The following is a 14,730-nucleotide window of genomic DNA, read 5'->3' on the forward strand; positions in this document are numbered from 1 at the left end:
CCATGGGACTGCTCAACGACAAGGTCGTCCTGGTCAACGGCGGCAGCCAGGGCGTGGGCGCGGGCATCGTACGGGCGGCCGTGCGCGAGGGCGCGGCCGTCGTCTTCACCGGGCGCCGGGCCGAGGTCGCCGAGCCGCTCGCCACGGAGACGGGCGCCCGCTTCGTCCGCGCGGACCTCGCGGATCCGGAGCAGGCGCGCGAGAGCGTCGTACGGGCCGTGGACACGCATGGCCGCGTCGACTGCCTGGTCAACGCGGCCGGGCTGACCTCGCGCGGCTCGCTGCTCGACACCACGCCGGAGCTGTTCGACGCGCATATGGCGATCAACCTGCGCGCGCCGTTCTTCGCGATGCAGGCGGCGGTGGCCGACATGACGGCCCGCGCGGCGGCGGGGACCATCGTCAACATCCTCTCCAACTGCGCCCACGGCGGCCCGCCGCATCTCGCGCCGTACTCCGCCGCGAAGGCGGGGCTGGCGGGCCTGACCCGCAACGCGGCCTACGCCCACCGCTGGGACCGGATCCGTATCAACGGCCTCAACATCGGCTGGACGGACACCGAGGGCGAGGACGCGACGCAGCGCGCCTTCCACGGTGCGGGCGACGACTGGCGGGAGAAGGCCGCCGCGTCGCAGCCGATGGGGAAGCTGGGGCAGGCCGACGAGATCGCGGACTTCGTGGTCTTCCTGCTCTCCGAGCGCAGCGGAGTGGTCACCGGGTCGGTCATCGACTGGGATCAGAACGTCATCGGCGGGTTCGAGTGAACCGTCCCGTGGCCTGCCCCCTCTTCGGCAAGGAGCGACTGTCATGCGTATAGGCATCATGGGGCTGGGCCGGATCGGCGCGTTCCACGCACAGACCCTGTCCGGACTGGACACGGTGGAGTCCCTGGTGGTCACCGATCCGGTGGCCGCCGCCACCGCCGTGGCCACCGAACGGTGGGGGGCCACGGCGGTGGACTCCCCCGAGGCCGTGTTCGCCGCCGGGGTCGACGGCGTCGTGATCGCGGCCGCGACCGACGTCCACCCCGAGCTGATCCTCGCCGCGGTCGAGGCGGGTGTGCCCGCGTTCTGCGAGAAGCCCGTGGCGCGCGGGATCGAGGAGGCCGTGGGTGTGCGGCGCGCGGTCGAGGGCAGCGGTGTTCCGGTGCACATCGGATTCAACCGGCGCTTCGACGCGGGCTGCGTAGCCGCGCGCCACGCTGTCGTGAGCGGGGAGCTGGGGCCGCTGCACACCGTACGGTCCACCACGCTGGACCCGGCCCCTCCCCCGGCCGCCTATGTCGCGGTGTCCGGCGGGCTGTTCCGCGACTGCGGTGTGCACGACTTCGACATCGTGCGCTGGGTGACGGGGCGTGAGGTCACCGAGGTGTACGCGACCGGCGGCAACCGGGGCGCGGCGTACATCCGGGAGGCGGGCGACGTCGACACGGCGTCCGCGCTGCTCACCCTTGACGACGGCACGATCGCCGTGGTCTCCAACTCCCGCCACAACGGCCGTGGTTACGATGTGCGCCTGGAGTTGCACGGCATGACGGACAGCATCGCGGTCGGCCTGGAGGACCGGCTGCCACTGCGTTCGGCCGAGCCGGGCGCCACGTTCCCGGCCGGGCCGCCGCACGACTTCTTCATGGACCGCTTCGCCGACGCCTACCGTGCCGAACTCGCCGCCTTCACCGAGGTCGTGGCGGGCACCCGGGCCTCGCCGTGCACGGTGGCGGACGCCATCGAGGCGAGCCGGATCGCCGAGGCCTGTGCGCTGTCGCTGCGGGAGCACCGGCCGGTACGGCTCGAAGAGGTGTGAGGGGTCCTGCTCACCCCGCCGGGTCGAGCACCCCGGCGGCGGTGCGGTACGCCGCGTCGGCGGCTTCCCGCACCGGACGTGTCCGATGCGTATCGGAGAGGATCTCCACTCCCCACGGGCCGGACCAGCCGGTCGCGCGGAGCGCGGTGATGATTCCCGGCAGGTCGAAGGAGCCCTCACCGCACAGGCGGCGGCGCCGTACGGTGTCCTCGAAGAGCGTGCCCTCGACGCGGCTGTCCGCGTCGCTCAGCTCGACGCCCACGATGCGCGCCCCCGGTACGTCCGCCAGCTCGGCCGGTGGGGTGTGGGCGCGCTCGGTGTGCCAGACGTCGATGATGAGGCCGCCCGCCGGATGGCCCGCGGCCTCGACCAGCCGGAGTCCGTCGTGCACGGTCTTGAGGTTGGACCAGGGCAGGAATTCGATGCCGAGCCGGGCCCCCACGCCGTCCGCCTGCGCGGCCAGCGCGGCGAACTCCCCGGCCCAGGCGTCGGCGTCCCACGGCCGGTCCTCGTGGTCGGGCCCCACCTTGAGGTGGCGGGCGCCCAGTGCCTCGGCGGCCCGCAGGAGGTCCCGGCGTACCGCGTCGGAGGCGGTACGGCGGTCGCCGTCGGTCCACCAGTCCGTCAGGAACTCCAGCTCCAGGTGGACGAGTCCGTTGTCCTCGAAGAGCGACCGCATGCCCGTGAGCCCGTACGCGCGCTCGGCCTCCACCAGGTCCGCGTACACCAGCCCGAACCCCCGGAACCCGGCGGCGCCCGCCGCCTCCGCACGGTCCCGCAGCGTCAGCGCGCTGCGCCCGTCGCCCCGCCCGGGCGCGGTGTCACCGGCGGTGGTCCAGCAGGTGGCGAGCAGGTCCTCGGTGGTGGGAGCGTGTTGCATGACGGGGTCCTTCCCTTCCCTGGGCCTGTCCATGGGCCTGGCCGTTGACCTGGACGCACACGCTAGGCGCACGCGGGCGGATTACTGAAGGGGCGGAAACCATCATTAGTCCCTCATACGGAAAGCCCTCATACGGAAAGGCGCTCATGACAACCGTCGAAACCTCGGTGCGCGAGGGGGTGGCGCATCTGGTGCTGGGCCGCGCGTCGGCGCTCAACGCGCTCGACACCGACACCGTGCTGGCCATGCGCGGCGCACTGGACCAGTGGCGCGGCGACCCCGGTGTCCGCGCGGTCGTCGTCCGCAGTGGCACGCCACGGGCGTTCTGCGCGGGAGGGGACATCCGGGCGATCCGGGAGGCGGCGCTGCGTGGCGATTTCGCCGCCACGACGCGTTTCTTCCGCGAGGAGTACGCCCTGAACCGGGAGATCGCCGAGTATCCCAAGCCGTATCTGGCGCTGATGGACGGGGTCGCCATGGGCGGCGGCCTCGGCATCTCCGTGCACGGTGCGGTGCGCGTGGCCACCGAGCGGTCGGTGTTCGCGATGCCGGAAACCCTCATCGGCTTCTATCCCGATGTCGGCGCCTGCCACTTCCTGCCCCGGCTCGGTGGCGCGCTCGGCCGCTACCTCGGGCTCACCGGCGCCCGCCTGAGCGGGGCCGACGCGGTCAGGGCGGGGCTGGCGACCCACTTCGTGTCCTCCGCCGAGCTGCCCGAGTTCACCGCCGCCCTGGACACGGCCGAGCCCGCGGAGGCGCTCGCCAAGTACGCCCGCGCCACGCCGCCGTCCGAGCTGGACGACACGGGCGAGCGCATCGCGGCGGCGTTCGCGCCCGGCCCGCTGCCGGAGGTGGCCGACCGCCTCCGGGCGGACGGTTCGGCCTGGGCGGAGACGGCGCTCGGCGCCCTCGCGGCCGCCTCCCCGCTGAGCCTCCGGCTGACCGACGAGATGCTGCGCCTGGGCGGACACGACAGCCTCGCCCAGTGCCTCCGCCGGGACCTGGACGTGGCGACCCGGCTCGTCCGTGAGCCGGACTTCGCCGAAGGTGTCCGCGCGAAACTGGTGGACAAGACCGGGGACGCGCGCTGGTCGTTCGCCTCCGCCGAGGAGATTCCCCACGAGCGCGTCGCCCAACTGCTCGGCGGCGAGGGCGAATCCGCACCCGGTCGGTGATGGCCGGGGGTAGGGTCATCGCACCGCTGCGCGCTACGGCAGCGGGCAGTTCCACCAACGGGAGAATCTACGTGCGCAGGCATTCACTCTTGAGCCGGTCGGCGGCAGCCGCGGGGGTCCTCGCCCTCGCCTTCGCCGCCTCGGCCGGGACGGCTCAGGCAGCGGAATCGCGGGGAGGCGTCGCCACGTTCGCCGCGGCCCCCACGTGTGTGAAGGTCAATGTCGACGAGGGCACCATCTCGAAGACGGCCTACGTGAAGAACGGGTGCTCGACGACCAAGCGGGTCAAGGTCGTCTGGTCCTTTGCCCCCGACTCCGGCTGCAACACCCTCAAGCCCGGACAGGGGTTCAAGAGCAAGCGCGGCCTGGCTCCGCAGTTCGACGGTCTGGCCCTGTGCTGACCATCGGCTGAGCCACCTCGCGGGCCCCGGACACCACCACGTGTGTCCGGGGCTCGCGGGCGTACGGCGGCTGGCCTACTGTGGCGGTGCTTCGTCCGTACCACCGCAGAGGGAGTGGTGTGCTGTGCCGGGTCCGCCGAGCAGGGGTGTGCTGGTCACCGGGGCGTCCCGGGGCATCGGCCGGGCGGTCGCGCGGGCGTTCGCCGAGCGTGGCGACCGGGTGGCCGTGCACTACGGGGCGCGGGTGGCGGACGCCGAGGAGACCCGGGCGGCGCTGCCGGGCGAGGGCCATGTCGTCATCGGTGGCGACCTCGGCGACCCGGTCGCGGCGCGGCGGATCGCCGACACCGCCGAGGAGGCGCTGGGCGGGGTCGATGTGCTGGTCAACAACGCCGCCGTGGCCACCTCGGAGAGCAACGCGCACCGGGTGGCGGACGTGTCGTACGAAGACTGGCAGCGGGTCTGGCGGCAGATGGTCGACGTGAATCTGCTCGGGGCGGCACATGTGAGTTACTGCGTGGCGCGGCACCTCATCGACCGTGGTGTGCCCGGCCGGATCGTGCACATCGGCTCGCGCGGGGCGTTCCGTGGTGAGCCGGACCATCCGGCCTACGGGGCGAGCAAGGCGGCGCTGCACGCGCTCGGCCAGTCGCTGGCGGTGGCGCTCGCGCCGCATGGGATCGCGGTCACCTCGGTGGCGCCCGGGTTCACCGCCACCGAGCGGGTGGCGGGGCGGCTGACCGGGGAGTCGGGGGACGCGCTGCGGGCGCAGAGTCCGTTCGGCAGGGTCGGCACACCGGAGGAGGTGGCGGCCGCGGTGCTGTATCTGGCGTCGGCGGAGGCCACGTGGGCGTCGGGGACGGTGCTGGATCTCAACGGGGCGTCGCATCTGCGGCTCTGAACGTCAGAAGGAGTCAGAACGTCAGAAGGAGTCAGAAGGAGGACGGGTGTCCGTGATGGACGAGGCGGGGCTGCGCCGGGCCGTGGCGGTGGCCGGTGAGCTGGCGGAGTGGGCGGCGGAGGCCATGCGCCGCCCTCGTACCGGCGGCGTACGGCACAAGGCGAACGCGGCCGACCTGGTCACCGACACCGATGAGCTGATCGAGCGCCAGGTCCGCTCCGTGCTGCTGCGCGAGTTCCCCGGCCACCGGGTGGAGGGCGAGGAGTACGGGGTGCGCGAGGGCTCGGCGGGGGCGCCGAGCTGGGTGGTGGACCCGGTCGACGGCACGACGAACTACGCGCACGGGGTGGGCTGGAGTTCGTTCTCCCTCGGCCTGTCCGACGCGTCCGGGCCGCTGCTCGGCCTGGTGGCCGACCCGTGGCGGGGCGAGGTCTTCACGGCGGTACGGGGCGAGGGCGCTCGCCTGGACGGGGAGCCGATCCGGGTCACCGAGGCCGAAGGGGTACGGGGGCAGGTGGTGATGACGGAGTGGGCGGCCCACGCCCCGTGGCGCGGCATGGACCGGGTGCTCGCGGAGCTGTCCGCCCGGCTGTGCACCGTGCGGATCATGGGCTCGACGGCGCTGTCGCTGGCCCAGGTGGCGGCGGGCCGGGCGAGCGCGGGGGCCATCGGCAGGTTCCAGGCGGTGGACGGGCTGCCCGCCCTGCTGATCTGCCGGGAGGCGGGCGCGCTCGCGTTCGACGACACCGGGCCGACCACGGGCCTTCCGTCGGGCGGGCTGCTGGTCGCGGCGCCCGGGGCGGCGGACGAGACGTACGGCATCTGGCACGCCGCCCGGGCGGAGTACGGTGTCGGCTAGGGGGTGCCGCCATCCAGGTGGGCGAGGAAGTCCCGCAGGGCGGCGTTGACCTCGTCCGGGCGTTCCTGCTGGGTCCAGTGGCCGCAGCCGTGCAGGGTCACGTCGTCGTGCAGCTGGGGGACGATCCGGCGCAGTGCGGTGCGCAGGGTGTCCATGCCGCGGAACGAGGTGACCAGGTCGCGGTCGCCCACCATGTAGAGCGCGGGCACCTCGATGCCCCGGCCCTGGAAGGGGGCCAGCAGCTCCTGGTTGCGTTCGATGTTGCGGTACCAGTTGAGGGGGCCGGTGAAGGCCCGGGGGCCGTGTTCGGCGTAGTCGCGGGCGAACACCTCGATGTCCGCCTCGGTGAGCCAGCCGGGCAGCTGCTCCGGTTCGGGCACGGTGTCCAGCAGGGCGTGGCCCTCGGGGATGACCCAGGGCCGGGGCCGCTCGTTCTTCGGGTTGTCGCCGGAGCCGCTGAACAGGATCCGGCGGAGGGACGACGCGATGTCCTGCCCCAACTCGGCGTCTGCGACGCCCAGTTGCTGGAAGTAGTTCTGGTAGAAGCCCTCGCCGTAGTACGTCCGGGTGGCCGAGGGCGGGGCCATTCCGGCGGGCAGCGCCGGGGGAACGCTCAGCCCGGCCACGGCCCGTACGACATCGGGGCGCAGCATCGCCGTGACCCAGGCGACCGGGGCGCCCCAGTCGTGTCCGACGACCACCGCCTGCTTCTCGCCGAGCGCGCGGATCAGCCCGATCACATCACCGGCCAGGTGGAGCAGGCTGTACGAGGCGACGTCCTCGGGCTGCTCGCTGCGGGCGTAGCCGCGCTGGTCGGGGGCGACGACGCGGTATCCGGCCTCGGCCAGCGGGGCGAACTGGTGGCGCCAGGAGTACCAGCTCTCCGGAAAGCCGTGCAGCAGCAGGACCAGCGGCCCCTGCCCCTGCTCCGCGATGTGCAGCCGCACACCGTTCACCTCGACAACGTCATGCTTGACCGGGCTGTGCACTGTGTTTCCTCTTCCGGTTGCGGCGCTCTACTGCTCAGTAACGATGCTATATGCACGCACTACCGGTCATGGCACGGCTCATGCCCCACAGCCGCGCCGCGGCGGCGGTGTCGGCGAGGTGAGCCCACACCGGTTCGGGCCGTGGCCTGCCGCGCAGGCCGAAGGCGCTCGGCCCCCACAGCTGCCCGCCGCGCACATCGGGGTCGAGCACCGCTCGCACCGCGGACCACGCCCCGGCGTCCTTGCCCTGGAGCAGGACCCCGGCGGGCGCCGCGCGCAGCCGGGTGCCGAGGGTCCGTATGTGCACCGGTGGCCGCGAGGGCGTGAGGGAGTCCAGGGCGCCGCCGGGGTGGACCACCACGCTCGCCACCGTGCTGCCGGTGGCGCGCAGACGCCGGTCGAGTTCGAGGCCGAAGGACATCTGCGCCAGCTTGGACCGTCCGTACGTGCGCTTCGGGCGGTAGTCCTGCCGGGACTGCGGGTCGTCCAGGTCCAGCCGTTCGGTCTTCGCCGCGAAGCTGCCCATGGTCACGACGCGGCCCGCGGGTGCGGCCGACAGCAGGGGCATCAGCCAGGTGGTGAGCGCGAAGTGTCCGAGGTGGTTGGTGCCGAACATCAGCTCGTGACCGTCCACGGTCTCGCGGCGCGGCGGGTCGTCGAGGGCGACCCCGGCGTTGTGCACCACCGCGTCGAGGTGGGTCAAGTCCAGTGAGTCCACGGCGGTTTCGAGGGAGGAGAGGTCGGCGAGGTCCAGCCGCAGAGCCCGCACCCGCGCACCGGGGACACGCTCGCGGATGGCCGCCATCGCGGCCTCGGCCTTCAACTGACTGCGGCTGCCCAGCACGACGGTGGCGCCGGTCGTGGACAGCTGTTCCGCGATGAAGTACCCGATGCCCGCGTTGCCGCCGGTGACCAGGACCACGCGGTCATCGGCGCGTGGCAGCCGGTGGACATCCCAGGAGGGTGGGGCGGAGGGCATGGAGGGCATGGCGACAAGCTCCCTTGCGGCAGACGGCTGGGTGGGCCCGTATCAAGCGGGGACGCCCGGGGTGAGCGCCTGCCATCGAAGATCGCAGCGGCCGCCGACAGATCGGCGACAGATCGACCGTGGATCACCGACAGCGGCAGCCACGCTCGTGAGCTGCTGGGTCACCAACAGGTTCCTCAGGCACGGAAAAGTGCGTTCTTCCATGTCAGCGGGCGCTCTCCTACGGTTCCCGAGTAACCACGAGAGAGCGTGAAGCTCACAGGGAGGCACACGGCATGGCCATCACTCTGGTGAACCCCGACGGATTGCCCAGCGTCGACGTCTACCGGCAGGTGTCGATCGCGTCCGGATCGAAGCTGGTCTTCATCGCCGGGCAGGTCGCCTGGGACGCCGAGGGCGTCACGGTCGGCGAGGGCGATCTCGCCGCGCAGGTCGAGCAGTGTTACGTCAACGTCGCCACCGCCCTGGCCGGTGCGGGCGGCTCCTTCGCCGACGTGGCGAAACTGACCGTCTACGTCGTGGACTGGACGCCCGACAAGATGCCCGTGCTTCTGGAGGGCATCGCCCGGGCGACCGCGAAGCTGGGAGTCACCGCGACTCCGCCCGCCTCGCTGCTGGGCGTCGCGGCACTGGACGTACCGGACCATCTTGTCGAGATCGAAGCCACCGCCGTCCTCGACTGAGCTTCGTTACTAGGTAGACTGACCTACCTAGTAACGGAGAGGGGATGCGCGATGAGCACGACCGACGCCGCGGCGCGGCAGCCCGGCAGGCAGCCCGGCAGACGGCGCGGGCCGGCGCGTGAGCGGCTGCTCGCCGCCGCGTCACGCCGCTTCTACGCGGACGGCGTATCCGCCACCGGAATCGACACGATCACCGCCGAGGCGGGCGTGGCGAAGATGAGCCTGTACAACAACTTCTCCTCCAAGGCCGATCTGGTGGTCGCCTACCTCGACGCGCGCCACGAGGAGTGGATGGACCTGTACCGGCGGCGGCTGGCGGGCGTCCGGGACGGCGACGCCCGTGGCGGTGTGCTGGCCGTCTTCGACGCGTACACCGATCACGCGGCCTTCGCCTACGAGAACGGCTTCCGGGGCTGCGGGCTGCTCAACGCGGCCGCCGAGCTGCCCGCCGGGGACGAGGGGCGGGCCGTCGTACGCCGCCACAAGGAGGAAGTGGAATCCCTGCTCGCCGCGCACCTGGCGGAACTGCTGCCCGGGCGACCCGGGGAGGCCCGCGCGATGGCGGAGCAGCTGGCGTTCCTGCTGGAGGGCGCGATGGCGCGCGCCGGTCTGGAGGGCGCGGGTACGCGTCTGGAGCACGCCCGGACCATGGCCGCCGACCTGGTGGAGCGGCTGTGACGCGGCCCGCCGGGCAGGCGGCCGGTTCGGTGGGCGTGGGCTCGCTGTGCGTGCTCGTGGCGTCGGTGCTGTGGGGCACCACGGGCACCGCCGCGACCTTCGCGCCCGGCGTGGGACCGCTCGCGATCGGGGCCGTGGCCATGGGCCTGGGCGGACTGCTCCAGGCCCTCATGGCCGCCCCCCGCATCGCCCGGGAAGCGCCCGCGCTCCGTACGCGGCGCGGTGTGGTGCTGCTCGGCGCGCTGGCGGTGGGGGCCTACCCGCTGGCGTTCTACAGCTCCATGCACCTGGCTGGGGTCGCCGCCGGAACCGTGGTGTCGATCGGCTCGGCCCCGCTCGCCTCGGCCGTCATCGAACGCGCCGCGGACGGACGCCGCCTGACGCGCCGCTGGACGGCGGGCGCCGCACTGGGGCTGTCCGGGACGTTGCTGCTGTGCGCGGCCGAGGCCGCGCACAGCAGCAACGACACCGGGGCCCGTTCGGTGGGATCGACCGTGCTCGGCGTGGCGCTGGGCCTGGTGGCCGGTGTCACCTACGCCCTGTACTCCTGGGCGGCCCACCGCCTGATCAGCGGTGGCGTCACCTCGGGCGCGGCCATGGGCGCCGTCTTCGGGCTGGGCGGTCTGCTGCTGGTGCCCGTACTGCTGGCCACCGGCGCCCCGCTGCTCAGCTCCTGGTCCAACGCGGCCGTGGGCGCCTATATGGCCCTGGTGCCGATGTTCATCGGCTACGTCCTGTTCGGCTGGGGCCTGGCCCACGTACCGGCGAGCACCGCGACGACGCTCTCCCTGCTGGAACCCGCCGTCGCGGCGGTGCTGGCCGTCCTGGTCGTCGGCGAACGCCTGCCCCCGCTGGGGTGGGTCGGCATCGCCCTGGTCGTCGGCTGCCTCGCCGTACTCACCACCCCACCCCGGACGACCGCCCCGGCGCCGCGCCGGGCCCCGGCCCCCGGGCCCCAGGGAGAGGGCGCACCGGCGCACCTGCAGTCGTACGGTCAGCCTCCGCCCGCCGACGGGCAACTCGGATATCCGACGCCAGCATCAACTGTGAACCCGTTGGCTATCCGGCGCGTGGTCCGAGGAACAGTCCACCGCTTGCGTCGATGACCTGCCCGGTGATCCAGCGCGCCTCGTCCGAGGCGAGGAACGCGACCACCTCGGCGACGTCGTCGGGCCTGCCCAGCCGATCGAGCGCCGTCGTGCCGGCGATGAATTCGGCCAGGCCCGGCGCTTCGAAGAACGATCCGTTGGTCGCCGTCCGAGTCGCGCCCGGAGCAACCGCATTCACCGTGATCCCTCGGACCCCGAGTTCGTTGGCCAAGGTCATGCTCATCGTCTCGACCGCGCCCTTCGTCATGGCGAAGGACGTCTGGGCGGGGTTGGCCATCCGGGTTGCCACGGACGAGATCGTGATGATGCGGCCACCGTCGCGGAGCAATGGCAGCGCTCGCTGGATGATGAAGTACGGCGCCCGCACGTTCACCGCGAAGAGGTGGTCGAACTCCTTGCGCGTCGTGGCTCCGATCGGACCGGCGGGCGCTGCCGCCGCGTTGTTGACGAGGACATCGAGCGGTCGCCCGGCCAGGCCAGACTCGACTCCCGCGAAGAGCGTCTCGACGTCGTCATCCACGCCCAGCTCCGCCCCGACGGCGAGCGCGGTTCCACCGGCACGTCCGATCTCATCGACCGTCGCCGCCGCACCGTCCTCGTCCGTGCCGAAGTGCACGATGACCACCGCCCCCTTCGCCGCCAGCCGGGCCGCTATCGCCCGCCCGATACCGCGCGACGCCCCACTCACGAGAGCCGTCCTGCCGGTCAGATCACTCATGTCCACCACCCCGTGATGTTAGGCACTACCAATCTGGTAGTCACTACCACTCAGGTAGGGTCTACCACATGCCCGACCAGCACTCAACCTTGCGAGAACAACGGCGAGCCGAGACGCAGCGCACGATTCAGGCGCACGCGGTACGGCTGTTCACCGAGCATGGATACGACGCCACGACGGTGACCGACGTGGCCGAGGCCGCAGGCGTGTCACCCATGACCGTGTACCGGCACTTCCTCACCAAGGAAGACCTCGTGCTCCTCGACCAGAACGGTCGGCTCGTCGCCGAGCGGATCATCGCGGCGTCGGCCGCGCAGCCCCTGGTCCGCCGTATCGGCAGCGCGCTCATCGACTCGGCCGCGGCGTTGACCAGCGGTGGCCACGGAGACGACCTGACGGCGAACGGGCAGTTCCTGCTCGCCCGCCTGCGGCTCATGATCTCGACGCCGGCTTTGCGGGCGAAGCACCTGGACAACCAGTACGCCCTTCAGCAGGCGATCGTCGACGCCCTCGGGGGCGCTGCGACCGATCCCGACACGGCGTTCCACGCCCACGCGGCGGCCAGTGCCTGCCTGGCCGCCATGCACACGGCATTGGTGCGCTGGGCCGAGGACGACGGACGGACCGAGCTGCCCGACCTGATCGCGAAGGCGCTCGCTGCCGCCTTCGGCGATGACATCCTCGATGCCGGCCCGGACGCGTGAGAAAGACCCTTCGAGCACTCGGCCGAAGCGACCGAGCAGCGCCCGGCGGCTGCCATGGGTCTCCCCGCCGTCGACCGCCTGCCCGGTGGCCACGGCGTGCGAGGCGATCCGCACGGGTGCGGCGGCAGGGAAGAATGGGGGCATGACGACGTGTAAGAAGTGCGGTGCGCGAAGGCGCCGTTGGCCCCGTACCTGCTCTCAGTGCCGCTCGGAGTCGGACCGGATGTCCGCAGCCGGGGACGCCGCCGACGTGGCCGTGGCGGGAGGACTGTTCGAGTGGGTCTGGGGAGGCGTCAGGGCAGTTGTCCGGCTGATGGTGCGTACGTTCAACTGATGCAGGCCGGAACCAGCCCAACAGCCAGCTCGTCTCGTACTCGCCGTACCGGTGGATGACCGTGCCCGAACTCGCCGTCGGCGTGTCAGGCGGTGCGGCGTATGAGGAGGACATGGTCGGTGACCTCGGCAGTGCGTGGGCGGCCGAGCGCAGGACGGTTGCCCGGTCCAGGTCGAAGGGCGTGTGCGGGTAGTGGGCGCAGACCAGGTCGAACTCACCGGGCGGGTAGGACTCGCGCAAGTCGGTCCGCACGGTGGTGACGCGGTCGCCCAGGCCGTGTGAGCGGCGAGGGCGGCGAGCCACAGCGCGTCGCCGCCGTCGCCGCATCCGAGGATCGCCGCAGGCCGGAAGCCGACGGTGAACTCATCGCCCGCGCTCCACGGCCGAGTCGTCACACCCGCCGAACGATCAGATCGTCTCCGTGTCCATCAGGGCGGTGACGTAGGCATCCAGCCGCTCCTCCACGGCTCGTGTCGTCAGCTCCGTCCTGCCTGCCTCCCGCCATGGCTGCGACACCGACCCCACTTCCTCCGAGAACGCCAGAGCGTCCCGCACCAGCCAGTACCGCCGCTCGCTCGCGGTCGCGGCCAGCACCCCGCCAGCCTCCTCGTACGCCTCAGCGAACCGCAGCCCCCACGCCGGGCCGTGCAGCACCGCGAGATTGGTGGAGCAGTGCGCCACGTCGAGATCCGCCGGGCCCCAGGAGGTGGCCGCCCAGTCGACGACGCCGCTGATCCGGGCACCTGTCGGCCTTGAGGGCGGCACGTCGAACAGCACGTTGCCGGGGTGGAAATCCCGGTGCAGGAATCGCCCCTCATAGGGCGGCGCGGGCCTGCGGATCACGTCGATCGCCGCGGCCCACACCGCCGCGTCGGCGCCCTTCGGAGTCACGACGGTGTCGGCGGTCGTCAACGCCACGTACTCCCGGGGCCGCACGGCGGGTCGCACCGCGTGGATCGCCACGAGTTGACGGGCCAGCAGAGGGACGCGCGTCCTCAATCCCTCATCGTCCAGGACCGTCCGGCCCACCAGATGTGTCATGAGGAGCGACGGATACTCGCAATGCGCGGCGGTCAGATCAACCGCGACCAGTCCAGGAGCGGGAACGCCGGTCCCCGTGAGCAGGGTCAGGGCGTCAGCCTCCCTGTTCAGCCAGTCCTCGGCGTGCTCCACGTCGACGAAGGACCGCAGCACCAGGTCACGGGTGGCTCCATCCCGCGCGGCGATGGTCAGCCTCCGCATGTCGGCGGTGATGCCGCCGTGCAGCGCCTCGGCCCTGACGACCCGTTCACCGGCCTCCAGGTGGCGGCTCACCCAAGCCAGTGTCAACGGTCGAACAGCCGCCACTTCACGCTCCGACATACCCGAACCTGCCCCACGACTCTAATGTTGGGTCTCGTGATCGTATGGCTCAACGGTACCCATGGCGCGGGCAAGACGACGACCAGTGCGCTCGTGCAGCAGCTGATCCCGGATTCACGGGTGTTCGACGCCGAGAAGGTCGGCGAGACACTCATGGACATCACCCCAGGGCTGCCCGCGACGGACAACTTCCAGCACTGGCCGCCGTGGCGGCCGCTCGTGGTCGAGACCGCCCGCCGCGTCCTCGACTACGCCGGTGGCACCCTGGTGATGCCCATGACCGTCCTGGTCGAGGAGTACTGGCGGGAGATCAGCTCGGGCCTTGCCCGGCATGCCGTTCCGGTCCGGCACTTCGTCCTCCATGCCGACCAGGACACCCTCCGCGCGCGCATCGCGGGCGACACCGTTCTCGGCCCCGCCTCCCCGTTCCGTCTCCGATACCTTGAGCCCTACGCCGAGGCGGCCCGCACATGGCTGCACGCCGAGGCCGAGGTCGTCGACACCACGCACCTCACCCCCGCACAGGCCGCCCTGCGGATCGCGGAGGCCGTCAAGAGCTGAGAAAGACGGCCTGTCGGCGTCAGAAGTCCATTTCGACGTAGTCGATGTCGGTGAACTCCACCAGGAGGCCGTCCGCGCGGCGGCCGCTGTCCTTGAAGTAGATCTCCTGGAAGCCCTCGGCGGCGATGTCCCGGAGTTGCTGTTCGGTGGCGCCGGTGGACTGGGCTTCGAAGAGGCGGGCCGCGTAGGCGGGGGGCAGGTGCTGGGTGATCAGGCGGATGCGGCCGTCGTCGGTGGAGCCGGGGGCGGCGGTGAAGCCGAAGCGGGCCCGGGTCTCGATGACGATGCCGGTGGCGGTGGCGGCCTGCTTCCTGGCCCGGGCGCGCACCCGGGGCTGCCAGTCCTTGCGCACCTCGTCGGCGAGGCGCGCGGCGAGGTCCTTGCGGGGGCGTTTGAACTGGCCGGTGAGATAGCGCTCGACCGTGCGCTGCGATACGCCGAGGCGGCGCGCGACCGCCTTGGTGGAGCCCTTCTCCTGCTTCACCAGGAAGCGCATCTGCGCGGGGGCGGTCTTCGGGATGGGGCGCGTGAAGGTGGCCTCCGAGGCCTTGTCGAGGCTGTCGCCCATGATGCCCATCGTGCTCG

General features: G+C 72.0%; 17 protein-coding genes and 1 pseudogene. 11 read left to right on the forward strand and 7 right to left on the reverse strand.

Annotated features, from left to right (window positions below; translation table 11 throughout):
* Positions 1-2: 2 nt before the first annotated feature.
* Together ACWC5C_RS39480 and ACWC5C_RS39485 are read left to right on the forward strand one after the other, a co-directional pair.
* A complete protein-coding gene (locus ACWC5C_RS39480) occupies positions 3-764 on the forward strand; it encodes an SDR family oxidoreductase (protein WP_450883753.1) in 762 nt (253 codons plus the stop codon).
* Between the two features lie 43 nt (positions 765-807).
* A complete protein-coding gene (locus tag ACWC5C_RS39485) occupies positions 808-1,803 on the forward strand; it encodes a Gfo/Idh/MocA family protein (RefSeq protein ID WP_450883755.1) in 996 nt (331 codons plus the stop codon).
* Between the two features lie 10 nt (positions 1,804-1,813).
* Here ACWC5C_RS39485 and ACWC5C_RS39490 read toward each other — a convergent pair whose 3' ends face one another.
* Positions 1,814-2,683 (reverse strand): sugar phosphate isomerase/epimerase family protein, encoded by an 870-nt coding sequence (locus tag ACWC5C_RS39490; protein WP_450883757.1) that lies wholly within the window; start codon positions 2,681-2,683, stop codon positions 1,814-1,816.
* A gap of 146 nt (positions 2,684-2,829) precedes the next feature.
* Between ACWC5C_RS39490 and ACWC5C_RS39495 the strand changes: the two genes are divergently transcribed.
* The 4 genes from ACWC5C_RS39495 (at position 2,830) to ACWC5C_RS39510 (ending at position 6,019) form a co-directional block, all read left to right on the forward strand.
* Complete coding sequence (locus tag ACWC5C_RS39495; protein WP_450883759.1) at positions 2,830-3,858, forward strand: enoyl-CoA hydratase/isomerase family protein; 1,029 nt, start codon at positions 2,830-2,832, stop codon at positions 3,856-3,858.
* A gap of 71 nt (positions 3,859-3,929) precedes the next feature.
* Positions 3,930-4,259: a hypothetical protein gene (locus tag ACWC5C_RS39500; protein WP_385438126.1), complete on the forward strand. Its 330-nt coding sequence runs from the start codon at positions 3,930-3,932 to the stop codon at positions 4,257-4,259.
* Between the two features lie 124 nt (positions 4,260-4,383).
* Entirely contained in the window at positions 4,384-5,160 is a 777-nt protein-coding gene (locus ACWC5C_RS39505) for an SDR family NAD(P)-dependent oxidoreductase (RefSeq protein WP_450883761.1), read from the forward strand.
* 55 nt (positions 5,161-5,215) lie between these two features.
* Positions 5,216-6,019, forward strand: a complete 804-nt coding sequence (locus tag ACWC5C_RS39510) for an inositol monophosphatase family protein (protein ID WP_450883818.1) — start codon at positions 5,216-5,218, stop codon at positions 6,017-6,019.
* Here the strand turns inward: ACWC5C_RS39510 and ACWC5C_RS39515 are convergent.
* A complete protein-coding gene (locus ACWC5C_RS39515) occupies positions 6,016-7,008 on the reverse strand; it encodes an alpha/beta fold hydrolase (protein ID WP_450883763.1) in 993 nt (330 codons plus the stop codon). The genes ACWC5C_RS39510 and ACWC5C_RS39515 overlap by 4 nt on opposite strands.
* A gap of 46 nt (positions 7,009-7,054) precedes the next feature.
* The gene (locus tag ACWC5C_RS39520; RefSeq protein ID WP_450883820.1) at positions 7,055-7,987 is read right to left on the reverse strand and encodes an SDR family NAD(P)-dependent oxidoreductase; all 933 of its coding nucleotides are present in this window, start codon (positions 7,985-7,987) and stop codon (positions 7,055-7,057) included.
* A 284-nt stretch (positions 7,988-8,271) separates the two neighbouring features.
* Here ACWC5C_RS39520 and ACWC5C_RS39525 point away from each other — a divergent pair, with 284 nt between their 5' ends.
* From ACWC5C_RS39525 to ACWC5C_RS39535, 3 genes are read left to right on the forward strand one after another with little or no spacing between them, the layout of a single operon-like run.
* Positions 8,272-8,679, forward strand: a complete 408-nt coding sequence (locus ACWC5C_RS39525; RefSeq protein WP_450883765.1) for a RidA family protein — start codon at positions 8,272-8,274, stop codon at positions 8,677-8,679.
* A 51-nt stretch (positions 8,680-8,730) separates the two neighbouring features.
* Positions 8,731-9,357: a TetR/AcrR family transcriptional regulator gene (locus ACWC5C_RS39530; RefSeq protein WP_450883767.1), complete on the forward strand. Its 627-nt coding sequence runs from the start codon at positions 8,731-8,733 to the stop codon at positions 9,355-9,357.
* Positions 9,354-10,463, forward strand: coding sequence for a DMT family transporter (locus tag ACWC5C_RS39535; RefSeq protein WP_450883769.1), 1,110 nt, complete (start codon positions 9,354-9,356; stop codon positions 10,461-10,463). Before ACWC5C_RS39530 ends, ACWC5C_RS39535 begins: the two co-directional genes overlap by 4 nt.
* Here ACWC5C_RS39535 and ACWC5C_RS39540 read toward each other — a convergent pair.
* Positions 10,417-11,184, reverse strand: coding sequence for an SDR family oxidoreductase (locus tag ACWC5C_RS39540; RefSeq protein WP_450883771.1), 768 nt, complete (start codon positions 11,182-11,184; stop codon positions 10,417-10,419). The two genes, ACWC5C_RS39535 and ACWC5C_RS39540, sit on opposite strands and share 47 nt — an antisense overlap.
* A 68-nt stretch (positions 11,185-11,252) precedes the next feature.
* Here ACWC5C_RS39540 and ACWC5C_RS39545 point away from each other — a divergent pair, with 68 nt between their 5' ends.
* On the forward strand, positions 11,253-11,888 hold the full coding sequence (locus ACWC5C_RS39545; protein WP_450883773.1) for a TetR/AcrR family transcriptional regulator: 636 nt from the start codon (positions 11,253-11,255) through the stop codon (positions 11,886-11,888).
* A 463-nt stretch (positions 11,889-12,351) separates the two neighbouring features.
* Here the strand turns inward: ACWC5C_RS39545 and ACWC5C_RS39550 are convergent.
* Positions 12,352-12,557, reverse strand: a pseudogene (locus ACWC5C_RS39550) (SAM-dependent methyltransferase); the annotation flags it as partial.
* 73 nt (positions 12,558-12,630) lie between these two features.
* The gene (locus ACWC5C_RS39555) at positions 12,631-13,584 is read right to left on the reverse strand and encodes a phosphotransferase family protein (protein ID WP_450883775.1); all 954 of its coding nucleotides are present in this window, start codon (positions 13,582-13,584) and stop codon (positions 12,631-12,633) included.
* A gap of 36 nt (positions 13,585-13,620) precedes the next feature.
* On the opposite strand from ACWC5C_RS39555, the gene ACWC5C_RS39560 reads away from it, so the two are divergent.
* Complete coding sequence (locus ACWC5C_RS39560; protein ID WP_450883777.1) at positions 13,621-14,145, forward strand: AAA family ATPase; 525 nt, start codon at positions 13,621-13,623, stop codon at positions 14,143-14,145.
* A gap of 19 nt (positions 14,146-14,164) precedes the next feature.
* Here ACWC5C_RS39560 and tpg read toward each other — a convergent pair whose 3' ends face one another.
* Positions 14,165-14,722: a telomere-protecting terminal protein Tpg gene (tpg, locus tag ACWC5C_RS39565; RefSeq protein ID WP_385438152.1), complete on the reverse strand. Its 558-nt coding sequence runs from the start codon at positions 14,720-14,722 to the stop codon at positions 14,165-14,167.
* Positions 14,723-14,730 lie beyond the last annotated feature (8 nt).

Source organism: Streptomyces sp. NPDC001700 (assembly GCF_053596435.1).